The 24517-nt window shown below is 50.9% G+C and carries 25 protein-coding genes; 22 read left to right on the top strand and 3 right to left on the bottom strand.

Annotation, left to right across the window (positions count from 1 at the left end):
• Nucleotides 1-3 precede the first annotated feature (3 nt).
• The 16 genes from ACL2XJ_RS19220 to ACL2XJ_RS19145 all read left to right on the top strand — a co-directional run bounded on the left by ACL2XJ_RS19220 (nucleotide 4) and on the right by ACL2XJ_RS19145 (nucleotide 17158).
• On the top strand, nucleotides 4-2751 hold the full coding sequence (locus ACL2XJ_RS19220; protein WP_413724163.1) for a VirB3 family type IV secretion system protein: 2748 nt from the start codon (nucleotides 4-6) through the stop codon (nucleotides 2749-2751).
• A 22-nt stretch (nucleotides 2752-2773) separates the two neighbouring features.
• Nucleotides 2774-3502, top strand: a complete 729-nt coding sequence (locus tag ACL2XJ_RS19215) for a type IV secretion system protein (protein ID WP_413724162.1) — start codon at nucleotides 2774-2776, stop codon at nucleotides 3500-3502.
• A gap of 11 nt (nucleotides 3503-3513) precedes the next feature.
• On the top strand, nucleotides 3514-3789 hold the full coding sequence (locus ACL2XJ_RS19210; RefSeq protein ID WP_413724161.1) for an EexN family lipoprotein: 276 nt from the start codon (nucleotides 3514-3516) through the stop codon (nucleotides 3787-3789).
• Between the two features lie 71 nt (nucleotides 3790-3860).
• Nucleotides 3861-4892 (top strand): type IV secretion system protein, encoded by a 1032-nt coding sequence (locus ACL2XJ_RS19205; RefSeq protein ID WP_413724160.1) that lies wholly within the window; start codon nucleotides 3861-3863, stop codon nucleotides 4890-4892.
• An 89-nt stretch (nucleotides 4893-4981) separates the two neighbouring features.
• A complete protein-coding gene (locus tag ACL2XJ_RS19200; protein WP_032936799.1) occupies nucleotides 4982-5122 on the top strand; it encodes a hypothetical protein in 141 nt (46 codons plus the stop codon).
• Nucleotides 5115-5798 (top strand): virB8 family protein, encoded by a 684-nt coding sequence (locus tag ACL2XJ_RS19195; RefSeq protein ID WP_110221686.1) that lies wholly within the window; start codon nucleotides 5115-5117, stop codon nucleotides 5796-5798. Before ACL2XJ_RS19200 ends, ACL2XJ_RS19195 begins: the two co-directional genes overlap by 8 nt.
• Complete coding sequence (gene virB9 / locus ACL2XJ_RS19190) at nucleotides 5795-6685, top strand: P-type conjugative transfer protein VirB9 (protein ID WP_413724159.1); 891 nt, start codon at nucleotides 5795-5797, stop codon at nucleotides 6683-6685. Before ACL2XJ_RS19195 ends, virB9 begins: the two co-directional genes overlap by 4 nt.
• Nucleotides 6682-7989, top strand: a complete 1308-nt coding sequence (gene virB10, locus ACL2XJ_RS19185; RefSeq protein ID WP_413724158.1) for a VirB10/TraB/TrbI family type IV secretion system protein — start codon at nucleotides 6682-6684, stop codon at nucleotides 7987-7989. Before virB9 ends, virB10 begins: the two co-directional genes overlap by 4 nt.
• Complete coding sequence (gene virB11 / locus ACL2XJ_RS19180) at nucleotides 7979-8998, top strand: P-type DNA transfer ATPase VirB11 (RefSeq protein ID WP_413724157.1); 1020 nt, start codon at nucleotides 7979-7981, stop codon at nucleotides 8996-8998. Before virB10 ends, virB11 begins: the two co-directional genes overlap by 11 nt.
• Before the next feature lie 60 nt (nucleotides 8999-9058).
• Nucleotides 9059-9361, top strand: coding sequence for a TrbM/KikA/MpfK family conjugal transfer protein (locus tag ACL2XJ_RS19175; protein ID WP_413724156.1), 303 nt, complete (start codon nucleotides 9059-9061; stop codon nucleotides 9359-9361).
• Between the two features lie 768 nt (nucleotides 9362-10129).
• Complete coding sequence (locus ACL2XJ_RS19170; protein ID WP_413724155.1) at nucleotides 10130-11866, top strand: type IV secretory system conjugative DNA transfer family protein; 1737 nt, start codon at nucleotides 10130-10132, stop codon at nucleotides 11864-11866.
• An 8-nt stretch (nucleotides 11867-11874) separates the two neighbouring features.
• Nucleotides 11875-12678 carry a MobC family replication-relaxation protein gene (gene mobC / locus ACL2XJ_RS19165; protein WP_281116380.1) on the top strand — a complete coding sequence of 268 codons (804 nt, stop codon included), beginning with the start codon at nucleotides 11875-11877 and terminating at the stop codon, nucleotides 12676-12678.
• Nucleotides 12671-13720 (top strand): DNA-methyltransferase, encoded by a 1050-nt coding sequence (locus ACL2XJ_RS19160; protein WP_413724154.1) that lies wholly within the window; start codon nucleotides 12671-12673, stop codon nucleotides 13718-13720. The genes mobC and ACL2XJ_RS19160 overlap by 8 nt, the downstream gene beginning before the upstream one ends.
• A 391-nt stretch (nucleotides 13721-14111) precedes the next feature.
• Nucleotides 14112-15053 (top strand): hypothetical protein, encoded by a 942-nt coding sequence (locus ACL2XJ_RS19155; protein ID WP_413724153.1) that lies wholly within the window; start codon nucleotides 14112-14114, stop codon nucleotides 15051-15053.
• Nucleotides 15054-15446: 393 nt separating this feature from the next.
• Nucleotides 15447-16127: a GIY-YIG nuclease family protein gene (locus tag ACL2XJ_RS19150; RefSeq protein WP_012541148.1), complete on the top strand. Its 681-nt coding sequence runs from the start codon at nucleotides 15447-15449 to the stop codon at nucleotides 16125-16127.
• A 122-nt stretch (nucleotides 16128-16249) separates the two neighbouring features.
• Nucleotides 16250-17158 (top strand): hypothetical protein, encoded by a 909-nt coding sequence (locus ACL2XJ_RS19145; RefSeq protein ID WP_413724152.1) that lies wholly within the window; start codon nucleotides 16250-16252, stop codon nucleotides 17156-17158.
• Between the two features lie 254 nt (nucleotides 17159-17412).
• Here ACL2XJ_RS19145 and arsH read toward each other — a convergent pair whose 3' ends face one another.
• Nucleotides 17413-18111: an arsenical resistance protein ArsH gene (gene arsH, locus ACL2XJ_RS19140; protein ID WP_413724151.1), complete on the bottom strand. Its 699-nt coding sequence runs from the start codon at nucleotides 18109-18111 to the stop codon at nucleotides 17413-17415.
• An 87-nt stretch (nucleotides 18112-18198) separates the two neighbouring features.
• On the opposite strand from arsH, the gene ACL2XJ_RS19135 reads away from it, so the two are divergent.
• The 4 genes from ACL2XJ_RS19135 to ACL2XJ_RS19120 all read left to right on the top strand — a co-directional run bounded on the left by ACL2XJ_RS19135 (nucleotide 18199) and on the right by ACL2XJ_RS19120 (nucleotide 20774).
• Complete coding sequence (locus ACL2XJ_RS19135; RefSeq protein ID WP_269129744.1) at nucleotides 18199-18519, top strand: transcriptional regulator; 321 nt, start codon at nucleotides 18199-18201, stop codon at nucleotides 18517-18519.
• A 43-nt stretch (nucleotides 18520-18562) separates the two neighbouring features.
• Nucleotides 18563-19852: an arsenic transporter gene (locus tag ACL2XJ_RS19130; protein WP_413724150.1), complete on the top strand. Its 1290-nt coding sequence runs from the start codon at nucleotides 18563-18565 to the stop codon at nucleotides 19850-19852.
• 12 nt (nucleotides 19853-19864) lie between these two features.
• Nucleotides 19865-20290 (top strand): glutaredoxin-dependent arsenate reductase, encoded by a 426-nt coding sequence (gene arsC, locus ACL2XJ_RS19125; protein WP_413724149.1) that lies wholly within the window; start codon nucleotides 19865-19867, stop codon nucleotides 20288-20290.
• Between the two features lie 325 nt (nucleotides 20291-20615).
• Nucleotides 20616-20774 (top strand): CBS domain-containing protein, encoded by a 159-nt coding sequence (locus ACL2XJ_RS19120; protein WP_243839493.1) that lies wholly within the window; start codon nucleotides 20616-20618, stop codon nucleotides 20772-20774.
• A 193-nt stretch (nucleotides 20775-20967) separates the two neighbouring features.
• On the opposite strand, the gene ACL2XJ_RS19115 is transcribed toward ACL2XJ_RS19120, so the two are convergent.
• Nucleotides 20968-21717 carry an IclR family transcriptional regulator gene (locus ACL2XJ_RS19115; protein ID WP_187514471.1) on the bottom strand — a complete coding sequence of 250 codons (750 nt, stop codon included), beginning with the start codon at nucleotides 21715-21717 and terminating at the stop codon, nucleotides 20968-20970.
• A gap of 117 nt (nucleotides 21718-21834) precedes the next feature.
• Here ACL2XJ_RS19115 and ACL2XJ_RS19110 point away from each other — a divergent pair, with 117 nt between their 5' ends.
• Complete coding sequence (locus ACL2XJ_RS19110; protein ID WP_187514472.1) at nucleotides 21835-22983, top strand: MFS transporter; 1149 nt, start codon at nucleotides 21835-21837, stop codon at nucleotides 22981-22983.
• Nucleotides 22984-22997: 14 nt separating this feature from the next.
• Here the strand turns inward: ACL2XJ_RS19110 and ACL2XJ_RS19105 are convergent, their stop codons facing one another.
• Complete coding sequence (locus tag ACL2XJ_RS19105; protein WP_133824187.1) at nucleotides 22998-23378, bottom strand: winged helix-turn-helix transcriptional regulator; 381 nt, start codon at nucleotides 23376-23378, stop codon at nucleotides 22998-23000.
• A gap of 79 nt (nucleotides 23379-23457) precedes the next feature.
• On the opposite strand from ACL2XJ_RS19105, the gene ACL2XJ_RS19100 reads away from it, so the two are divergent.
• Entirely contained in the window at nucleotides 23458-24465 is a 1008-nt protein-coding gene (locus ACL2XJ_RS19100; protein WP_133824186.1) for a zinc-dependent alcohol dehydrogenase family protein, read from the top strand.
• Nucleotides 24466-24517: the final 52 nt, after the last annotated feature.

Raw genomic sequence — 24517 nt, 5'->3', positions numbered from 1 at the left:
ACGATGGCTACGCTGAATAAAGCACTGACGCGTCCTGCCGCCATTATGGGGATTCCTCTGGTGCCGTTCGTTCTCGTCAGCGGGGCCATCGTCCTGCTGGCGGTCTATGTCAGCTATTACCTGGCAGTTCTGCTCATTCCTGCCTGGGCGGAAATGAAAAATAAAACCCGAAAGGACATTCATTATTTCAGTCTGCTCTGGCTGGCGTTTAAAACCCGTGGACGACTTTTCACCAATACCCATTTTGGCGCGAATGCCCTTCTGGCAAACCAGTACGATAACGTTGATGTCTCGGAGTTTATTCAGAAAATGAAATTAAACGAGCGTATTACGCTGGATAAATATATTCCGTACTCCTCCCATATTCACCCTTACGTCATCAGAAATCGTCACCGTGATTTGGTTGCCACCTGGGAGCTGGGCGGCACGGTCTTTGAATGTGAAGATGAACATCATCTGACCCTGATGGCTACGCACCTGAATAACGTTATTCGTTCTTATGAGGGGCTGCCGGTAACATTCTATATTCACCGGCTCCGTGAAAAATACCATGATGCTTTTGAAGCCTGTTCGGGTATTCCCTTTTCCGATGACGTGACCCGGCGGTATTACCAGCCGGTAAAAGAAAAACCGTTCTGGCGGCACCGGCTGTTTTTCACCGTCTGCTACGCGCCGTTCTCTCAGATTGATAAGAAAGCCATGAAAGCGCAGTCGCACGGTAAACGCCAGGCAGCACTGGATGACGCGCTCAACATCATGCTGGAATACCGCGAAGCACTGGAATCTTCATTATCCCGCTATATGGCAACGCCGCTGGGTATATATGAAGAAAACGGGCGGGTATATTCCTCGCAACTGGCGTTCTTCCATCGTCTGCTTACCGGTCGCTGGCAGAAGGTGGCCGTGACGCGTTCACCATTTTATGTAACGCTCAGTACGCCAGACGTCTTTTTCACTACCGACACCGGTGAATGCCAGACCGTCAGCGGTTCCCGCTTCTTCCGCAGCCTGGAGATTAAGGATTATTCCCCGGAAACCCATACCGGTATGCTGGACGCACTGTTGTACGCCGAAAGCGAGTATGTTCTGACGCAGTCCTTTACCTGTATGGCACGGGATGAGGCGCAGGATCATATCCGGCTAGCGGAAAAACGACTTAACTCCACGGACGACGACGCGACTTCCCAGCGCGAAGAGCTGATTGTCCTGCGCGACCTGCTCCAGTCCGGGCATGTGTCGTGCGGTAAATTCCACTTTTCCCTGCTGATCTCCTCAGACAGTGCCGGACAGGTGGTGAAGGACACTAACGTTCTGGCCCAGCCCTTCGCCGATCTGGGTATTATGACGACGCTCTCCACCCTGTCACTGCCCGCCGCATATCTGGCGCAACTGCCGGGCGTCTATACGCTGCGTCCCCGACTGGTAGCCGTCAGCAGCCAGAATTTTGCCGATATGGCCTGCCTGCATAACTTCCATCCCCACAAACGCAACGGCAATCCGTGGGGGGAAGCCATCGCCATCCTCACATCGCCCGGCGGTGGCGGGTATTACCTGAACCTTCACGACAGCCAGGCCGGGCGGGATGACACCGGTGAGAAAACGCCAGGGAATACGGCGATTATCGGGAAAACCGGCTCCGGCAAAACCCTGCTGATGACGGTCATGCAACAACTGATGCAGAAGTACCGCAACCCGGCGACATTTGCGCCTTCTGCCACCCTCAAACGGCTGACCACGGTGTATTTCGATAAGGATCGGGCGGCGGAGATGGCGATCCGCCAGGCGGGCGGGCGTTATTTCCGCATCCGTACCGGCGAGCCCACCGGATTCAACCCGTTTGCGCTGGAGCCAACCCGCCGGAACATCAGTTTCATCAAACGGCTGGTGCGCATGCTGTGCCGCCGTAACGGTAAGCCGCTCGATCCACGCGATGAGGAACGGATCAGTGCCGCCGTTGACACCATCATGCTGGACTATCCGCCGGAGTACCGCCGGTTCGGGATCACCCGGCTGCTGGAAGTGCTGCCGGAGCCGCCGACCACAGACGCCCGCACCAACGGGCTGCGTATTCGCCTGAAACAGTGGGCGCAGGGGGGCGAGTTCGGCTGGGTGTTTGATAACGAGGCTGATACTTTCACCATCAGCGATGTCGATAACTTTGGTATCGACGGCACCGAATTTCTGGATGATGACGATATACGCGGCCCCGTGACCTTTTACCTGCTGTATCGCGTGACCAGCCTGCTGGACGGTCGCCGCCTGGTGATGTTTATGGATGAGTTCTGGCGCTGGCTGTCCGATGTCGAATTTTCCCGTTTCTCGCTCAATATGCTGAAAGTTATCCGCAAGCTGAACGGCATATTCGTCCCCGCAACACAGTCACCGGATGAAATCGTCAGACATCCCATCGCCCCGGCGATTATTGAACAGTGCGGCACCCAGATTTTCCTCGCCAACCCGAAGGCCAGTCATGCGGATTACGTGGAAAAAATGAAAGTGCCGGACAGCGTTTATGACACGGTCAGGAATCTGGATCCGGGCGAGCATTACATGGTCATCCTGAAAACACCGTTGCGGGCCGGGGAAACCCGCCCGTTTGTGGCGATGGCAAAAATGGATCTGTCCGGGCTGGGTAAACTCACCCGGCTCCTCAGCGGCAGTGAGGACAACCTGAAAATATTCGATGCCATTTATCAGGACGGCATGCGACCTGATGAATGGAAAGAAACTTTCCTTGAGCGGGCAATCTAATATTCATACGGAGGTCACTGATATGCGTACCAGATATACCTTTCTGGCATTATCGTTATTTTTCTCGACGCAGGCGTTCAGCGCCGGAATACCGGTTTTCGACGCCGTGCAGAATACCGAATCCATTAACCAGTGGATGCAGAAATTACAGCAATGGGAGGATACAGTTACCCATTATAAAAGTGAACTTGATGCGTATAAAAAACAGTTAGCTACTGCAACCGGCGTGCGGGATATTCAGGGTTTTCTCAGCGATGCCCGAAGCCTGAAAACCGATATTGATAATCTCCGTAAGAGCGGTATTTCACTGGATGATCTGCTGACCACGCAAAACAGCTCATATTCTGCTGAACTGCAAAACCTTTACAATAAATACAAATCATTCAGCGTATGCAGCGAGGAACAGGAAGGAATAAAGTCTCAGGTCCTGGCCGACAGTTGCAAACAGATGATCCTCAATCAGGCAATGGCGATTGAGAATACCACTGACGTTGAAAAGAGGATAAACAACACACTCAGCGATATATCAGACTTATCTGACCGTATATCGAATGCGCAGGACTCGAAAGAGTCTCAGGATCTGGCTAACGCCATTGCGGCGAAAAGCGTACAGTTAAATGCGCTGACGAATCAGTGGGAGATGTCTGTCAGACAGGCTGAACAGCGAACGACATTGCTGGAACAGCAAAGACAGAAAGCCTTTGAACAGCAGCAGCTAACGGCTCCTGTTGCTGACCTTAATAATTTATAAGGAGGTTATCCGTGCTCAGATCATTGTTCACCTTATACATACTCTCAGGCGTGATATTACTGTCCGGCTGCAAGGAAACCAAATCCGAGGCCTGGTATAAGCAGCATCCTGACGAAACTTATGCGGTTTATACGCAATGCCTGAAGGATGGCGAGGCAAGCGATAACTGCGAGTTTGCTCAACGGGCTGCCATTATGTTCGCTCAAATTGGCAAGCCCGGAATAAAAGAAAAATTTGAGATAATCTTTCAGCAGGAAGCCGAAAAGAGAAAATCCGTCACACAGTAATATCTCCTCCAGCAAAACAGGGAATTCTCCCTGTTTTTTATTTCCTTTCTTTATATATCAGGTGAGGCACCATGTCCGGTGGTATTTTTGTGGGTATGGACAAAAACATCATGGATGGACTTAATGCCGTACTGGAAGGTCAGTCTTCCACTTACGGTACGATGATCAGTGTCATCATCGTCAGCTCTTTTACCTTATTTATACTGTATCGCGGTTATCAGACACTGGCTGGCAAACTCCGGGCCCCGGTTGAAGATGTCGTCTGGGATGTGGGGCGAATGTTGCTGATCACCACCTTTGCGTTAAACCGAGATGGCTGGCTGGATATGGCGGTAGCGGCTATCCAGGGACTCAAAGACGGTGTCAGCGGCAATGATAACGTCTGGGCGCTGCTTGATACCGTCTGGGAAAAGGCACAGACACTGGGGCAGACACTGTTCAGTATGGACACCTCGACTTACGTCAAACTGAATGGTGGCTTTGCCGAAGTGCTGGTATGGGGCGGCGCGATCGTTCTGTTACTGGCTGCCACCTTTGTCAACCTGCTCGCTGAAATTATCATCCTGTTAATGACGACCACCGCGCCGCTCTTTATTTTCTGCCTGCTGTACGGTTTTCTTAAGCCGATGTTTGATAACTGGCTGAAAACGATTTTCGCGGCAATATTAACGATCATGTTTTCCGCCTTATCCATCCGTATCGCCATCAATTACCTGAATAAAATCCTTGATGCAGCGACCCGGACATCCAATGTCAGCAACATGGTGACGCTGGCGGCACAGTGCCTGCTGGCCGGGATTGCAGCCGGTGTGGTGGTCTGGTTCTCGGCGAAGCTCGCCAGCGCCCTCAGCGGATCCGCTGTACAGGCGGTGTTACAGGGGGCGGCCATGAGTGGTCTGACCGGACTGGCGAACAAATCCGCCGACCTTGCCGGGCCGGGGATAAAGGGTGGTGCCCGCCTGGCTGCGAAAGGCGGCATGGCCGTCGCAGCGGCGACCGGCAGACTCACTGGCGCAGGCGCGGGTAAAACCGTGAGCGCCTGGCAAAAACGCGCCGCCGCCATCGAAAGTATGAAACGCCTGAACCGGCAGCGTCACCGTTAATCCTCCCGTCTCTTAATTTCCTTTCCCCGTCACGCCGTGGCCTGCGCCACCGGTGCGGCATTCCTGCATCCATACGATAAGGGGCTTCCATGAAATTCAGCATCTTCCTTCTGATGCTGTGCGCGCTCACGGGCTGCGCACGGCATCAGGGCGACCTTCCGCCGGTATCCGGCGAACCCGAGCCTGTAAATTCCCCCGCCATCATTCAGGAGCTGACTCACCATGTCTGATATTCAGAACATTGTTAATGTTTCCCGTTCTTTTGAATCCATCCTGCTGGAAAAGGAAGAGCGTTCCCGAAAAACCGCCTGGCGGGTGGCCGCTGCCGGACTGATTCTGGCCGCAATGGCGATTGCGGCCATTATTATTCTGTTGCCGCTGAAAACCACCGACACTGAATTATGGTCAGTGGATAACCAGACCGGGCGCTATGAATATATGACCCGCGTGAAGGAACGGGATATTTCGTCTGAAAAGGCACTGGCGCATTCACTGGCAGCACACTATGTCAGACTCCGCGAGGGATATAATTATTTCTCCCTCCAGCGTGATTATGACGACGTGCAGTTATTTAACAGCGACAGCGTGAACCGGGACTATCTGGACGGGTTTAACGGCGACCAGGCACCGGACGTTATTTTTAACAAGGCGGAATATGTTGTCTATATCGACATTATTTCCAATGTGCATGCGCCTGCCACCGGGCCGGATAATCTGGCAACACTGCGTATTAAGCGCACAATTCGTCGTATTGCTGATAATTCTGTGAAAACGGATGTCTGGAATATCCGCCTCACTTACCGCTACGTCCCGCACCGGCAACTGACCGACAGCCAGCGCGAAGTGAACCCGCTGGGATTTATCGTCACCAGCTACCAGCGCGATAAAGAGCTGAGGGGGGAATGATGCTGAAACACATCCTGCTCCTCTCCGGCTTACTGGCGTCATGCGTGGCGTGGAGCGCGGCAATACCGCGCGGCAGCACGTATGACAGCCGGATGCAGAACGTCACGTACAACAGCCAGAACGCCACGGTCGTCAGTACCCGACCCGGCTACGTCACCATGCTGGTGTTTGATGACGATGAAACAGTCATCGACGCTCAGGCGGGCTTTCCCAGGGGCTGGACCGTGACGAAAAGCGATAACCGGGTGGGTGTCAGCCCGAATCCCATCGCTCAGCCGGTCACAGATGCCAGCGGAAACAACATCAGCCAGGTCTTTCTGCCGACGGCAAAAGACTGGAAAACCAACCTGTTCGTGGTGACATCGAAACGCGACTACAGCCTGGAGCTGAACGTGCTGGATAAAGACTCGCCCGCTCAGGCATTTGTTATCCGCTACCACTATCCCGATGAGCAGAGGAAAAAATCAGCCTCCGCCAGCGCCACCCGCCAGCAACGACAGCAGGAAACACTGAACCGGCAGCAGATAGCGGCGGCATTCGGGCAGGCCACCACGCCACGCAACTGGCGCTATATAAAACGGGTGGCCACGGGATCAACCTCTATCGCCCCGGACTTTGCCTGGGATGACGGCCGTTTTGCGTATATCGGTTTTTCCCCCACGAAAACCCTGCCTTCTGTCTTCCGGGTGGTTAATGGTCAGGAGCAGGCGGTCACGCCGCAGACAGTTCAACAGGGCAACTACACCGTGATGGTGGTTCCGGCATCGCCGCAACTGGTACTGCGTTACGGCACCTCTGTGGTGGGGATCGAAAACGACGGATTCGGGCGTATCCCGCTGACCAACAGTGACACCGTTTCGCCGTCCGTTACGCTGGAGGCAAAATGACCGACAAGTCTTTCCCGGACGAACCGGAAAAAACCACCGCAGAACGGGAAGCGGAAGCCCGTGAACGCGCCCGCGCGGCAATGACATATCAGGAGCCGGAGCAGAAAACGCCGCCCGGCCAGCCGGAAGTGACCCGTTTCCGTAAGGCGTCCGGTCACCGTACGCTGATAGTCAGCCTGCTGAGTCTGGCGCTGGTGATCGCCCTGGCATCCGGTGGCGATCGTCTTCTCAGCGCCCTGAAAAGGGATGATGAGAAAAAATCTGACACCGCGCCGCCGCCCTCCTCCGGGGCGGTGCAGCAGGAGCGTAAGAATCTGGGCATGGACAGTAACCCGTTTGGCCTGTTCGGGCCAGGGAGGCAGGAAAGCGCAGGCCCTGCCAGTCAGAGCGCCCCGGCCACTCCAGCTCTGCCGCCTGGGCCACCCGCCCTGAACAAGGCGGCAGCACTGACAGACGGGCTGAACAGCGGCAGTACAGGGTCAGGCGACAATACACGCTCGTCCCGAAGCGGTTTGCGCAGCAACACGGAAACGTCGGGCAGCCCGTCAGCCTCCACGGCGTACACATCCTGTCAGTCGGTACTGGTCAGTGGCGAAGATGGACGCCTGCGCTGCCCGGATACGACAGCACCGGCAGGCAGCAATAACAACGACAATCCGGGCGTTGCCCGCGTCACCGGTGTCAGGCGGCTGGGCCTTGATCCCGATCTCTATATCCCGGTGGATCACTATATTCCGTGTTCGATGATGCGGCGCTTCGTGTCCGATGTTGGCGGTCATATCTCCTGCCTGATCGGTGAAAATGTCTGGAGCGCCAGTAACCATGTGAAACTGATCCCGGCAGGAACGGTCGCCCGTGGTGTCTACCGCACCGGCGCACTGCAACATGGGCGCAGCCGGATGTTTGTGCTGTGGACGGAGCTGCGCACGCCGGAGCCCGGCAGCCTGCAAATCCCGCTCACCGATACGCAGGCCACCGGCCCGCTCGGTGAGGCGGGGATCGCGGGCTGGATCGACAGCCATTTCTGGGAGCGTTTCGGCAACGCCCTGATGCTGAGTACCGTGCAGGACGTGGCAGCAGCGGCATCAGAGGCCGCGCCGGGTAAAGACCGCAATACCGACTATACCGAAAACACCCGCGCCGCCACGGCGGAAATGGCGAAAACGACGCTGGAAAACAGCATCAGTATCCCGCCCACGATGTACCTGAACCAGGGCGATGTGATCGGCATCATGACCGGTACGGATATTGATTTTTCCTCTGTTTATCAACTACGGCTGAAAAAGAAATGGTATGAGCGCTGAAAACCTGTCACTGGATTTTATGAAAAATCAGCTGTTCGGTGATTATCTGCCAGTCGAAGGGCTGACCGAAATCGCAATTAACCGACCGGGGGAACTGCACACCAAAATAAAGGGGGCATGGCAGCGGCATGAATCCCCGGTCACGCTGCGTCAGTGTCATGCTTTTGCCAGAGCGCTGGCGTCCTGGCAGGACGATAATATTGACGATACGTCACCGATACTGTCGGCCACTCTCGAATCCGGCGAACGTATTCAGACGATTATTCCCCCCGCCTGTGAGCGTAATACGGTGTCCATTACGCTGCGCAAGCCCTCTTTTGAACAGAAAACACATCAGTCATGGATTGATTCGGGATTTTATCAGCGTGTGGCCGGTCAGGAGAAAACGGAAAGCCAAGATGATGCACTGGTTCAGTTATATCAGAGCGGGAACATCCCCCGTTTTATGGAAAAGGCGGTGGAATACGGCAAAACGATTTTTATTGTGGGTGAAACCGGCTCCGGCAAAACCACCTATATGAAAACGCTGCTGCATTATATTCCGCTGCATCTCCGTCTGGTAACGATTGAGGATAATCCTGAAATCCGTTTTTATCACCACGCCAACTATGTTCATCTTTTTTACCCGGCGGATGCCGGGGACAACGCCATTGTCACGCCCGGCAGACTGATCCGTGCTAATTATCGCATGAACCCTGACCGGATATTGCTGGCGGAAATTCGCGGGCGAGAGGCATGGGACGCGCTGAAAATTATTGGTTCCGGGCATGAGGGATTAATCACCTCCATGCATGCGGGCAGCCCGAAAGAATGTATTGAAGGGATCATTGACCGCTGCTATGAAAACCCCGACTGCCGGAATATTCCTTTTGATGTGCTGTTACGCAAGGTACTAAAAAGCATTGATGTCATCGTCAGTATTGATATACACGGCGATATTCGCCGGATGCATGATATTTACTTTAAGCCAGTTCATTTAAATGGCTTGAAAGAGGCATTCAGAAAATAACTCTGGTAAATAACATTACCCTAAATACGCAACCTTTCATTAATCATACTGGTGACTGAAATGAAGAAAGTCATACTCTCCTTATTATTTCTCGGCGTTATGGCGTCATGTTCAACATCCGCAATGGCCACTGATGCATGCGAAGTGGTTTTATGCATGTACGGTAAAACAACGAGAAACAGCGGCGGCAGTGAATGTCACTCCGCTGAACGGGCATTCTTTAATATCGTGAAAAAGAATAAACACGGCTTTCTTCCTGACCATACGGCCGATGCCAGAAAATCATTTTTGAGTGAATGTGATTCGGCAGACCCGGCGACTATCGAGCAGATCATCAGTAAATATGGCCGCGTTCGTGGTTAATACTGGCGAGACTGGCACAGAGCATGACGGTTTTCAGGTTTTTACGGCTTCTGTTTTTCGCGGATTAAGGAGCGAAGAAACAGGGGCCGTAAAAATGAGGCAGCGGACAGAAATATTTTCGCGGGTTAAGGAGCGAAAATAATTCAGGTACCGCGCCTCACCTGCAAACAGCCGCGCCCACGCGGATTTTGCAGGCCGGGGGGAGCCGGATAAATTTCGCCGCCCCAGCGAGCGAAAAGCTGTCGCCCACGACAGCGGTTTACCCGGGGGGCACAGCCCCGCACACCGTCGCGGCTAAGTCTCCGGCCCAAAGCCGGTAGCGTGGCGCGACCACCCTCTTTAAAGGTCAGCTTCCCTTTTATTCCCGCTGCGAGGAACGAGTAAAGGGAAGAAAAAGGCGAAAGCGACCGTCTTAAAGGGGGTGGTCGCGCGTAGCCGGCGACGGTGTGCCGCCATTGACCCTGGGGGTTTTGGCGCAGCGTCCAGCGGCGACATTACCCCCATGTGACATGCAGTGCGAGCGTCCAGCTCGAGCGAAATGTCACACGCCATTGCCCGTCATTCGGACGTTTCAGGGGACTGACGACCACGCGTCGGCTGTTTTCTGAAAGCGCGGATAACGGGCGTGAGCGTCGGAGACGTTCAGTACTTTTCATCCGTTTATGGGCGTCCTCAATAGGCGTCGCGTGTGGGCGTGGGGTTTAACGTCCATCGGTAACGCCCATGTGATGCGCCCGTCACACCGAAATCAGACCGGAGATCACTGCAATGGGAACTCATCTGATGCAAAGGCTGAATGCCTTTTCGGATGCATTTTCTTTTTTTCTGCTGTGGCTGCAATACAACCCAGTAATATTGTCCATATTTGCCGGGCTGACGCTGCCATTCATCTTTCATCTGCCACGTGAAGAAAGAAAAAACGCCCCCTTCTGGTTAAAATCGGTGGCGGGTGTATCCACCTTCTTTTTCATATTCGGCACCCTGTCACCGCTGACCATTCAGGGGCTGAGTTTTTTCTTTGACGTACTCGACAATAAAATACTGTTCAGATTATCACTCTGGATACTGACGGTCGGATTTACGCTGGCAGGTCTGGCTTTTCATATTGCTGCCCGAAGGGTGCTGGCCGGAGAAATCGACAGCCTAAAACACAGGATGATTAGAAAAAGCAAACTGGAAAGAAATGTCAGAACGGATGTTCGTGAAGTCAGAGACATGTTACCTGACAGTATTGCGTATAACCCGCTGGATTATGTTGACCTGAATAACGGTATTTTTATCGGGCTGGATAAAGACAACCAGCCGCAATATATCACCGCCGAAGAATTTCAAACTCAACACGCTGACCTTATCGGCACCACAGGCTCTGGTAAAGGCGTCAGTGCCTGTGTACTGCTTTATCAGGCAATACTTTCAGGTGAAGGCGTATTTGTCGAAGACCCTAAAAATGATGAGTGGGCACCGCATGTACTGCGGGGGGCTTGTCAGAAAGCCGGAAAACAATTCGTCATTATTAACCTGAATGACCTTAATTTTCAGCTTGATTTACTGGCTGATATTTCTCATGAACAACTGGAAGAGCTGTTTAATGCCGGTTTCAGTCTAGGTAAAAAAGGCGAAGGTGCTGACTTTTACCGTATTGCCGACCGTCGTGCAGCCAGAAACACAGCAGCTATTTATGAAAAGGGAATGACATTACGTGATTTATTTAATACCGACTTTGTGAAATCCATTAGTGAAGATGTGCCTGCTTTTTATGGCGAGCTTGAGGAAATCGCATTAGCCAATTCCATTAACGCCCAGAACGGATTTTCCTTAAAGACTATTTTCGATGAAGGCGGATGCTGTTACATCATCGGCTCGATGCGTAATCAGAAAATCATATCAGCTCAGCGGATGATTTTAACCCGCCTGATTCAGATAGCCGAAACACGTGACCGGATAAAAGGCAAACCTCGTCCGGTCGCTATTTTCCTTGATGAACTTAAGTATCACCTGTCCCGCCCTGCGCTCGAAGGACTAGGCGCAGCGAGGGATAAAGGTGTGCATATCATCATGGCTCACCAGTCGGTAAAAGATTTATATGATTGTCCGGCAGATCTGGAGGGTGATGCCGTTGCCGGTTCGGTGATTGAGAACTGCAAGTTTATGCTGGTTTATCGCCTTCGCGATCCGGACACTGCCGACTGGGTAGCAAGAATGACCGGCTCCATTCTGGTAGACGATGAAATGAGGAAAGTTAAAACGGATATATCCCTGACGGAGAAAATAGAAACGGACAGGATGATCCGCCAGGCTGAGAGATATTATATAGACAGCAACATGTTGCTTAACCTACCCCAATTTGTTGGTTTTGTTTTTACTCAGAACGATCTGGCGAAGGCAACCAAACTATTCCACATACCGGCGAAGAAGCAATATATCGACCTGTTTTCATTTGAGCATAAACCCCCTCTGCATACCGAAAAAGAAAACCAGACTCATAAACCGTCCATCAACCTGTGAGGCTATCAATGCTTGTTCATAACGTTGCTGAAAGAAATGAAGCCGCAAAACGGAGAATGCGGACATTGCTGTATTTCCTCAAGGAAGAAACATTCTCTGATTTCCGGACCTTAAAAAGAGCTGTCGGTTATAAAGGAAAACATAAGCATGCGATGTATAACCTGCTTAATAAAGCGGTTGCAATGGGTCTCCTCAATAAACATGAGTATCCGGTATTGACCGGGAAAAAATCATTGTGGGGGATCACCATGCAGGGACTGGCAATGGTGGTTAGCGCTGATGACAAGGTTTTCCCCGCCTATTTTGAACCGGGAAAACTCAAACACTCGACGCTGGAACATCGACTGCTAAATCAGCGGGTCAGGATCGCCCTTGAGGAAAAAGGCGGTACAGGCTGGCTTAACGGTGATCGGAGAGAGTTTATGTCGCGATACCCGGGCTTCCGGCACCGACCGGACGGCATTATTACTTTAAGCAGTGGTGCCATCGTTGCGGTGGAAACAGAGCGAACGATGAAAACCCGCGCCCGTTACATCAGCATTATTAACAGTCATCTTGCCGCCAGCGACGCCGGACGCTGGCACTATGCGATGTATGTTATGCCGGATGATAAAACCAAAGAATCACTGGTCAGGCTGTTTGCCAGCATCAGGACGGTGATGAGAAACAGTGTTCCCGTTTCGTTTGACGCGAAGAACCGCGAGATGTTTCTCTTCCGCACCCTTGATGAACTGGAAAATAGTGTCAGTGATAAACAGGGTGGCCCGTCTTCATCAGTTGCTGACGATGACGGGAGGGAACGCCATGTATGACATTTTGACTCATGGTGACTGCCTTGACGTACTGCGCAGTATGCCTGGCAACTCTGCGGACAGCATCGTGACCGACCCGCCCTATGGTATTAAATTCATGGGTAAGACATGGGACTATGATGTCCCTTCACTGGCGATCTGGAAAGAATGTCTGCGCGTACTCAGACCCGGTGGCCATCTGTTGTCGTTCGCGGGATCCCGTACTCAACACCGGATGGCAGCGCGTATTGAGGATGCGGGCTTTGAAATACGTGACATGATTGTATTTCTTTACGAGACCAGTAATGCTGCCAGGGTACTCATTGAAAGTTTATCGCCGGAGCAGCTCAAATTGCTAGATGCGGCATTTGGACGTGACGGAATGCTGGGCTGGGTATACGGTTCGGGCTTTCCTAAATCTCACCACGCGTTAAAACCGGCGCTGGAACCGATTACCCTTGCCCGCAAGCCATGTAAGGGAAGCATAGCATCCAACGTAGACGTGTATGGTACCGGCGTTCTGAACATCGGCGAATGCAGGATCCCTCTGGCAGAAGGAGAATCATCCTATGATTATCCAAATGGACCGGGAGGTTCCGATCCCAACCACATGTGGCGAGGCAGAAATAAAGGTGACGGGGATATCGCCAGGCAAGGAAACCCCGATGGCCGATGGCCTGCCAATCTTATCCATGATGGCAGTGCCGCAGTGCTTGCCTGGTTCAGGGATAACCCTCAGCAGGTAGAAATTAGCAGCCCCAGTCGGTTCTTTTATTGTGCGAAAGCCAGCAGAAAGGACCGTGGTCAGGGTAACAATCATATGTGTGTAAAGCCTACAGAACTGATGCGATACCTCTGCCGTCTGATTACGCCCCCGGGCGGCACTGTACTTGATCCCTTTATGGGGAGTGGAAGCACCGGCAAAGCTGCGGCGATGGAAGAATTCTGTTTCATCGGTATTGAGCGCGAAGCGGATTATGTGGAAATTGCTCGCGGGCGTATTGCGGCAGCACGGAGTACCGCAGCTCGTTCTGGTGATGCAGGAATACACATTGACAATTGAATTCGGGTAAAATGCCTCTAAATATGTTAGCGAAGATTTGAGCTAACATTTTTATGGCTCAAGGCCATAACCTAACCTGACAGACAGCTTTGTGCCAACAACGGAAGTTGAAGTGCCAGAGGCTCTCTAAAAATTGATGGTCCGTTTTGCAGGGATACTTAAACCAGCAGCTAGACCCGAAACAATGCTTATGGCGGTTCAACGGAGTCTGCCCGCTTTACCGGCTAGCGCAGTTGGACTGACTGTCCGGTCTGACGGGGATCAGGAGGCGATCTAAACCTGGCAGTGGCTGAAGTTTTTGCGTATCAGCAGCAGGCATTTCCTGAATCGTGCTACATTAATCTTTAGGAAAAATTCAAAGGTTATAGTCCAGTCTGGGAGACATGAAGATATGTCAGAAATCTTTGTGATTAATGATAAGAAAGTCCCGCTTAAGTCCCTGCAATACAACAGCAAAGCGAATCAGCTGGAAGTGATGCGCAACTGGTTTTATGAACACTACGAAGACCCAGTGAATGCCTGCCCTTATAACTCACGGGAAGGTGGATACGCGTATATTTATGGCGGTCCGTACGACGCTGATGAAGAGCTTCAGGGGTACTTTGGCGGATTCGTTAAGGACGATTACATCCAGGAGTTAGTCGACGAACTCCAAGCGGATTGCTTTGAATGGTCAGGAAATTCAAATAACACCGACTGGTACGATGATGATTTGTACAATGCGGTCACATCATCCGAAGCGCCTTTCGCTAAATTCGTCGGAAATATTGAAGGCATAAAATCCCTAGCTAACGGAGAGTTTGAAGGTGAAAGGAAGGATCATCTTCTCAGCCTTCTGTACACCAATGTCATTACAACGCTGGAAACACTTTATGTTGAGTTGTTCATTAACGCTATTAATGAAGATGAGTCTTATATTACTGAATTCATTGAAAAGGGAAAGTCAGAGTTCAAAGTAAGTAAAGAGATTGCCGCTTTACCTTTCAAAGGTGAACCTATTGAGAAAGTAAGAAATGAGCTTCTCAAAGCAGTAAAGGAGCATTTGATCAGCGCAAGCTGGCATAACACTGATCGCGTTTTGAAGCGATTCAAAGCTACGTTTGATATTGACGTACAGAAGGACTGGCCAATCGATGCGATTGAAATAGCCACGCTGAAGCGTAACCATTTGGTGCATCGGGGCGGTAAAGATAAAGACGGAAATCTTGTAGTGATTACAGAACAGGATTTGGATGAGTTGCTGGGTCATACCATGTCGATTGGAGAAAAACTATACCGTAGTCTGGAAATCGCGGTACTGACTAAAAGCGCTGGCGGGGAAACTGAATTTTGAACGGCCCTTGCTAATCGACCGGAACACAGTTAGAAAAATCAGTCTGAAATAATGAAAGCCGGCATTACCTGTGAGCGTCCTATCACCCTCCTTTTCTTCCTCCTTTCTCCATCAGACGCCCGCCGTAATGCCCATAACACTGTTCTGGCGGTTTGGTGGAACTCACAGGCATAATGGTTAACAAAGTCGGGCTGATAAATTGGCAATGCAGAGAAGCCGGAGGGCCAACAGGGTTTTAATATAGGTGCCAGCTATTGCCAGAAACGGACATTACACCTGTTAAGCTGTATCAATATAATTTGGTAGACATACCCAATAAATGACATTTAGATTACAAGATACAAACTTACCTAGTTTCTTTTAACATTAAATAAACGTTGAGATATTGAATACATGTTCAATCCCTTAAAAGGGTGGCTTGACCGGCGTCAGCCTATACCAGAGCGTTTTTATACCCCGGGACACATAGATGTCCCCACCCCAGATTGGTCCTGTTGGATTTCAATCGAGGAATGCGAACCCCTTCACTTAGTAATGAGTATGCAGTGGTTGAGCCTTAAAGACGCCAGAGCAAATACCCAGTCCTACTTAGATAGTGCTAGTGAACTCATTAGGGGACTTGAAGGCGGATGGCTTGACAGATGGGAACAGGAAGAAATCTTAACTGAATTGGGTGAAGCCCCCTTACCATCACTACCCATCTACCTGATATCTTGTGGTGATGGAGATGATGAAGAATTGGTCTATGTTGGAAAGACAAAAAATACATCGCGCTTCAATGGAGGTCATAGCGCAGCATTGAAGTTACATGCACCTGAGTACCAAAGTAAGTCAAAACATATCTACAGATGCACCGCTTGGTTTTATATTGATAACGAATATATTTCTCTTGATTGGATACAACCTGAACAAGTAGCACTTGATATTTTAGATAGTATTGAATCACAGCTGATTTATTGGCTACAGCCTCCACTTAATACGCACAAAAAAAAGAGAAATCTTGCAAGGTGGGAATTTTATATCCACATGCAAAATTTAATATGCGGTGGATTCATGAACGATAAGTTCATTTAATTTAATACTCTTCCATCGATTTTGTGAGCAAATACGAACTATCACAATGATTATAATAGGAAATTGCATACATGACTGGAATAGGAGATAATCGCTTTTTGGGATGATTTTAGAGAACTGTGATGCGTAACTTGAATTTTCGCTCTGCAACAGACTTTGAAGATTTTTGTTGTTGGTGGATGAGAGAGATCGTAAGTAAAAGTGTAGGTAGGGACGTAAATTTCGCTTGTTTTGGTTCATCAGGCCAGGCGCAGGGCGGAGTTGATATTATAAGTTGGCCTATCAACACACTGCCAGTGGTGGCACAATGCAAATGGTATTCACGCCCTTTTACCTTGGAAAACTTGGAGGTTGAGCTGAAAAAAACTGATAATTATCCTAACCCGATACAGCACTATTTTTTACTGACGACTGCGAGTCCACATACTTCAATTCAGAATGCAATGCCTGATGGCTATCTGACACATACTCGTAAAGATGGCACCTCATTTAAAGTTCATATCCGTTACTGGAGCCAGCTAGAGAATATTAATTTTTTGCCGCTCTTTGCACGGCAGCGTTATTTCCCTGAAGTACAATTTACGTCAATAATTCAGCCAAATCCAAACGCTATGGAGGAACAGTTTGCCCATCTAAAACAGCTTTTAGAACAAAAACTGCCTGTAGCTCATTTAGACTGGCTAGAGAAATGGGATTTCAGTAGTGGCTATATGAATAGCACTGATTTTGATCCGTTCGACGAACTGGTATATGACTATCATTTGGTTAAGTCATCTTTTGACCGTAGCGATAACGTTTTTCTGGATACACCTCTACGACTGAAAATGTATCAATGCCTACCAGCAGGGAACGGTTTCTTTCAAGCACTTGTCGCGTTTCGTGACAGCGTCTCATCGCACGTAATCGGTGATGCAATTAATGGGAAGCAAGCCCTATCCGTTCTCGACCTGCCAAACAGACATACAATTACTCGGCAGTGGATAAGCAATGCAGAGTATCTCGCAAAAAAATATCGGGACATAGCCCTCTAACAAAAGTCCAACGTGATCTCTTCCCTGGCTTCTGATTCTTGGGGAGAGACCAAAATCCGGAAGTCCCAAAAATGTGAGGGACTACTGTAAGTAACCCGTTAAACCGAACAATTCTCTTTTAGAGATCCTCTGGCATGTGGATTAGGTTACCCTGTAAGCAGAATTTCCGCTTCTCGCTCACAGCGGACCATCAACTAAGGTAACTTGCCCGCTTCGTGCCAGGAGCGGACGTTTGAGCTCAATAAGCAAGGACGTTATATTTTGTCCTGATTGACGCGAGATGAAAGCTCCTGATGGCTCTCTTTTCGTTCACTGTAGCGATCGGCAAGGTAAACGGTTTGCCCCTTGAGCAACAGTGTGATTTTAAACAACTCCTCGGCGACATCGACGATACGATCATACCAGGACGAAGGTTTCATTCGCCCGTTCTCATCGAATTCCTGCCAGGCTTTGGCTACTGAAGATTGGTTGGGAATAGTGAACATTCTCATCCAGCGTCCAAGAATACGCATCTGGTTCAGGGCATTAAAGGACTGCGAGCCGCCACATACTTGCATTACCGCAAGAGTTTTGCCCTGCGAAGGGCGTACCGCACCTTCACTTAAGGGTATCCAGTCGATCTGTGCCTTCATAACTGCGCTCATAGCACCGTGCCGTTCCGGAGAACTCCACACCATCCCGTCACACCATCTGACCAGACCACGCAGCTCGGTGACCTTAGGATGCGTGTCTGGCGCATCATCCGGCAGGGGTAAACCTGAGGGATTAAAGAGTTTCACCTCCGCGCCCATCGCTGTCAGCAGGCGGCCTGTTTCCTCCGCGGCAAAGCGGCTGTAAGAGCGCTCTCTTACTGAGCCATACAGGATCAGAATCCGTGGCGGCTCCTGCAGGTGTAATTGTTCAGCGATGTGATGATCAAAGCAATCAGCGTTCAGTGCAGGAAAGTGTTCCATTATTTCTCCTCCGGGATACCTAGGTGTTTTATAATTTACACATATGATTTACCATATGTGTAAATTATAAAGGGAACGGAGTGAAAAATGCTACAACCTGTTCAGCTTTTCAAAATCCTGTCGGATGAAACACGGCTAGCCATCGTCATGCTTCTGCGGGAGTCCGGAGAACTGTGCGTGTGCGATATCTGTGCGGCCACCACTGAGTCACAGCCCAAGATTTCGCGCCACATGGCGATCCTTCGTGAAGCAGAACTGGTACTTGACCGCCGGGAAGGCAAATGGATTCACTACCGCCTGTCTCCCCACATGCCAGCATGGGCAGCAGAGACGGTCACGACGTCCTGGCAATGTATGCGAGAGGATGTGCGTGAATGGCTGGACAAATCAGCTTGCACCTCCTGCTGAGACAGAAGACACATTTACATAATCATATATGACGGAGTCTGAGATGCTTTTGGCAGGGAGTATATTTTTACTGACACTGGTACTGGTGATCTGGCAACCCAGAGGTCTGAGTATTGGCTGGAGCGCGAGTATCGGGGCTGTGATGGCGCTGGTAACCGGTGTCATCCATATCGCTGATATTCCCGTTGTCTGGAATATCGTCTGGAATGCGACAGCGGCATTTATTGCGGTCATCATCATCAGCCTGCTGCTCGATGAGTCCGGCTTCTTTGAATGGGCAGCATTGCACGTCTCCCGCTGGGGTAACGGACGTGGGCGCCTGCTTTTCACCTGGATAGTACTGCTTGGCGCTGCGGTTGCTGCGCTGTTTGCTAACGACGGGGCAGCACTGATTCTGACGCCGATTGTGATTGCGATGCTGCTCGCTTTGGGATTCAGCCAGGCGACGACTCTGGCCTTTATCATGGCAGCAGGGTTCATTGCTGATACCGCCAGCCTGCCGCTGATAGTTTCCAACCTGGTAAATATTGTCTCAGCGGATTTCTTCGGACTGGGCTTTACGCAGTACGCCTCCGTGATGGTCCCTGTGAACCTGGCGTCTGTAGCTGCCACGCTGGTCATGCTCCATATCTTCTTCCGCCGCGATATCCCCGCCAAATATGACGTTTCGCTTCTCAAGATGCCTGCCAATGCGATTAAAGATCCTGCTACGTTCAGGGCGGGCTGGGGTGTTCTGCTGTTCCTGCTGGTCGGTTTCTTTGTTCTGGAGCCGCTGGGGATCCCTGTAAGTGCGATAGCAGCAGTTGGGGCTGCGGTGCTTTTCGTGGTAGCAAAGCGTGGTCATGCCATAAATACCGGGAAAGTGCTGCGCGGTGCGCCATGGCAAATTGTATTTTTCTCGCTGGGTATGTATCTGGTCGTCTACGGTCTGCGTAACGCAGGACTGACTGAGTATCTTTCAGCCGTACTCAATTTACTGGCAGACAAAGGTTTATGGGCTGCCACGTTCGGTACCGGCTTCCTGACAGCGTTCCTGTCGTCTGTGATGAACAATATGCCGACGGTACTTATTGGTGCATTGTCTATAGACGGGAGCACTGCGACCGGCATCGTCAGAGAGGCGATGATTTATGCCAATGTGATTGGCTGCGATTTAGGTCCTAAAATCACCCCGATAGGTAGTCTGGCAACCCTACTGTGGCTTCATGTGCTGGCACAGAAAAATATGACCATCACTTGGGGATATTACTTCCGCACCGGAATAATCATGACCCTGCCCGTGCTTTTCGTCACTCTGGCCGCGCTGGCGTGGCGGCTCTCTATCACTTTGTAATGAGATACTGATATGAGCAACATTACCATCTATCACAATCCAGCCTGTGGCACTTCACGTAACACGCTGGAGATGATCCGTAACAGCGGTAACGAACCAACCATTATTTATTATCTCGATACGCCCCCGACTCGTGATGAACTTGGCAAACTGATTTCAGATATGGGTATTTCAGTACGTGCATTGCTGCGTAAGAACGTCGAACCTTATGAGCAGTTGGGTCTTGATGAAGACAAATTTTCTGATGAGCAGTTGATTGATTTTATGCTTCAGCATCCGATCTTGATTAATCGACCGGTTGTAGTAACGCCGCTTGGTACGCGTCTTTGCCGCCCTTCAGAAATCGTGCTGGATATTCTTCCGGAAGGTCAGAAACGAGCGTTTACCAAAGAGGATGGCGAGAAGGTCATTGACGAAACGGGGAAGCGAGTTAAGTAATCTGTCCATATTCAAAATATCGGACACCTGTTTACGCAATGCGGGTGTCCGCTTTTCGCTCAAAGCTGCCTGTCATAACTGCTTAAAAAACAGGCTTAACGTAGGATATTTTCCGTTTTCCAGCGGCCCCCTATACAGCGTTTTCAGGGGATTTGGTCTTAATCGGATAACCTAAATGCGTTACAGCAAGAGCGATAGCCACTGACGCTAAATCAATCTCTTACGTATCTGGATTGCTTAAATAATGTGCTTGACGTACAAAAATTTCCGATCTCCAAACTGACCCCTTAAAGGCGGCACGCTCAGCGCGCCGGTGCAGGATGCGATGACCTCGCCTGGTTTTGCCCTCTCAGCGGGTCAGCATGCAGCCGAAGCGTTGGCTTTTTTCCAGGAGCGGAAGATATCCGCAGCACCCGTGACATCTGATGCCGGACAGGTTATCGGTGCCATTAACGCGCATGATATTCGCGAAGCCGGGATCTGATCTCTTTGCTGATTCTTACAGAGATTAAAAAAGTAATGAGTGCGGAATCGAAAACCAAAGCTACTCATCAGCTCAATGATTTCAAAGTCGATTTATCAGTCGGCGACTTTGAAATGATGACGCATTTGATACGTGTTTAGCCTAGCGGCTATGTGTCAGAAGCGGACGTTACGGACACTCTTATATAAAATAATCAGCCTGAAATCATAGCTTCAATTTCCGCTTTGCATTTCATCAGAGATACGATGAGAAACTCCTTTTTTTCCTCAAACCGCAGGGACGGAACGGCAACGGAGACAGCATACAACTCGCTCAGGGAAGACTGTATATGAACGCTGAGGCCGCATACACCCTGCGCATGTTCTTGATAATCTACCGCATGTCCCGCCTTTCGCACTTTGGCGACTTCAGCAAGAATATCTTCCACGCTGCTTAATGATTTTTGCGTCCTGATTTCAGGCGTATGGCTATAAAACGATACTATCTGCTCGTCTTCCAGACGGGCAAGCAGCGCTTTTCCTGGAGCGGTACAGTGGCTAGGGAAAGCGGTTCCAACCGGTGAAATGACACGCAACTCCTGATCGGAAGCATACTGACTGATGAGCAGCGCATGGGCACCACGCATAACGCTGAGATCGACGGTTTCCCGCGTCCGGCGTCCCAGCATTTCCATAGGCGTACGCGCCAGAGCAACCACATCCGTATGCGCTGAAGCCGCAAGTCTTGTCAGCGCAGGACCCAGCCGGATAAAACCTGCCGCACTCAGTAAAAGTTCTTCAGCCTCCAGTGAACTGACCAGCCGGTGTACCGTCGTACGCGGCATTCCGGTATAACGCGACAAAGCGGCGATCGTCAGCCCGCGAGGATGTTCTTCAAGCGTCCGCAGCAGCAGAGCTGCCCGAACGATAACACTTGTACCCGAATCAGCAGATTTGGCCGGCATGGAGACTCCTTACTTTCAACTTACATTTTGCGCATTGACATCATCGGATAGAAGTCAGAATACTATATCCGAATGGCGGACGCTATCGTCCGAATATCGGTCATTATGGAGCAATTTATGTTACAGATAAATAAAATTGGGGGGGTTACGCTTCTGGCCGTGGCCTGCCTGACAATTATGGTGGGATGCGTAATCGTGCCGGGACTGACCAGTATTTCTGATGCACTGAACGTGAAAGGTGCAGAGAGCTGGCTTGTTACCCTACCGTCTCTGGGAGTGGTGCTGCTTGGACCGCTTGCCGGTAAATTCATCGAGCGGGCGGGGCTTTACAGGGCACTGTGCCTCGGGCTTTTCCTGTACGGCTTGTTAGGTTCAGCCGGTGCATTTCTTTCCGGTTACATTACAGTCTTTGCCGATCGCTTCCTGCTGGGAGGGGCGACGGCGCTGATCATGACTGCAGGAACGGGTCTGATTTCAGTATTTTATAATGGGCCAGAACGTATGAAGATGATTGCGCGGCAGGGTATGTCGATTGAGCTGGGCGGCGTCATATTCCTGTTTATCGGCGGGTTACTTGCCGCTGCAGGGTGGCGCTGGCCGTTCGCGCTCTATTTATTTGCCTGGCTGATGCTGCTGATGGTACTGATGTTTGTTCCGCGACCTGACAACAGAGCGGAGTCTGAACAGATTAAAACGGATGTCAGCCAGGGTACCACTTCACCAGCCGTTCTGATGACCTGGGCAGCCGCGCTGATGTCCATGATTGTCTTCTTTACCGCCATTGTTGTCTTACCCCTGCACCTGCATAAAATGGGAAACACCGAGTCTCAGACGGGATATTTTCTCTCATTTGTTTCTCTGGTTGCCGTCTGTGGGGCCTGGCTGATGCCGAAGCTGGTAAGCCGTTACAGTGATTTTTCAACCTTATCCATTGCTTTCGGCTTTTACGCGCTTGCTCATCTGATCTTTGCTTTTGCGTCTTCCATGCCTTTCCTGATCCCCGGGGGAATCGCACTGGGACTGGGATTCGGTTTTTCCGTTCCCCTGGTAAATCACCTTATTGTCGAGCTCAGCAGTAACGCTGTGCGTGGAAGAAATCTGGCACGGCTATCAATGGCTATCTTTCTTGGGCAGTTTTTGTCCGCGTTCATGGCTTATCTTCCGGGTACCACTTCAACCGTATTTTTATCCGCTGCGGTAATCGGTGCGTTATTTTCATTGTTTATAAAATTTCGCGCGCCGGCCAGAGTCGCATCCAATACATAATTCACCGTCCGGCTTCATGTGCCGTCAATGTGGTTACTGATCCAGTCGGTCAGCCTTTCAATATGTGCCGCCGCCTCACGTCCCGGAGCGGTGAGCGCATATTCAGTATGAGGCGGTAAAACGGGATAAACCTTTCTGTGGACCAGGGACGCGCTTTCGAGTTCCTGCAGCGTTTTTATCAACATTCTGTCGGTAATTCCGCCCATTTTACGTTTCAGCTCTCCAAAACGATGAGTACCATCCATGAGGGTTATCAGCGTCAGGGTTCCCCACCGGCTTGTCAGGTGACTGAGCAGCCTTCTGGAAGGACACGTCGCATCAAATGTTTCTCCGTTGCGTAACCGGGTCGCCAGCACATTTTTTTTTACATTAGCAGGTTCAGAGAATACAGACATTTTTGTAGGTACTTATCCTGGACGTTAAAGAGGGCTAAAGTCATAGTTTACTCTATCGGATACGGGGAAAACCTTCACGATGAAAGCTGTACTCCTTGGCAATGAAGCGGGCGTAGATAATATCGCCTTTACAGACGTTACCGATCCGGGCCAGCCAGGCAAAGGTGAAATACGCGTCCGCATTCATAATGTCTCGCTTAACTTTCACGATTACAACGTCGCTGCGGGTACCCTGCCCGCGCAGGCGGGTCGTATCCTAATGTCTGACGGCGCTGGAACCGTCGAAAGCGTCGGAGAAGGCGTCACAGATTTTCAACCCGGGGATGCGGTGGTATCAACATTTTTTCCGGACTGGGACAAAGGAGAGTGCCCACTCGCCGGTTTCAGCCGAACGCCCGGAGACGGCATTGATGGATATGCCACGGAATACGTTGTCCGTCCCGCCCGTTTCTTCACGCATTCCCCCGCAGGATGGACGCATGCCGAGGCGTCAACGCTCCCTACCGCAGCACTGACGGCCTGGCGGGCTTTGATTACCGAAGGCGATCTGCGCCCGGGGGAAGATGTTCTTATCCTGGGCACCGGGGGCGTATCCGTTTTTGCCCTGCAGCTGGCAAAAATGACCGGAGCCCGGGTCTGGGGCACGTCTTCCTCTGAAGAAAAAATGGCCTGGCTGCGTGATCAGGGTGTTGCCGGTGTAGTTAATTATCGTAAAGAGCCGCATTGGGGTAAAAAAATCTTCGAGCTCACCGGTGGACGGGGGGTTGATCATGTAATTGAAATTGGCGGCCCCGGCACGCTGGCTCAGTCAATTGCCGCAGCGCGCATAGGCGGCCGGATTACGCTTATTGGCGTATTTACCGGCATTGCCGGAGAAGTCCCTACGGCGGCAATAATGGGCAAGCAGCTAACCGTCCGGGGCATCACCGTTGGAAGCCGTGAGCATCAGAAAGAGATGATCCGCGCTTTTGAAGCCTCTGATGTACGTCCCGTTATTGATAAAGTTTTGCCGCTCGGGGAGCTGCAGGACGCATTCCGGCATCAGCTTGCCGGTAAGCATACGGGTAAAATTGTCATAGAGATTTAACAAGTCAGGCCAGCGGAAGCTGGCTTTTTTTGCACAAAATGCGGCATGGATC

It is taken from the genome of Sodalis sp. RH16 (assembly GCF_047324245.1).
Lineage (GTDB): Bacteria > Pseudomonadota > Gammaproteobacteria > Enterobacterales > Enterobacteriaceae > Acerihabitans > Acerihabitans ligni.
This window is presented reverse-complemented; position numbering and strand designations above follow the sequence as displayed.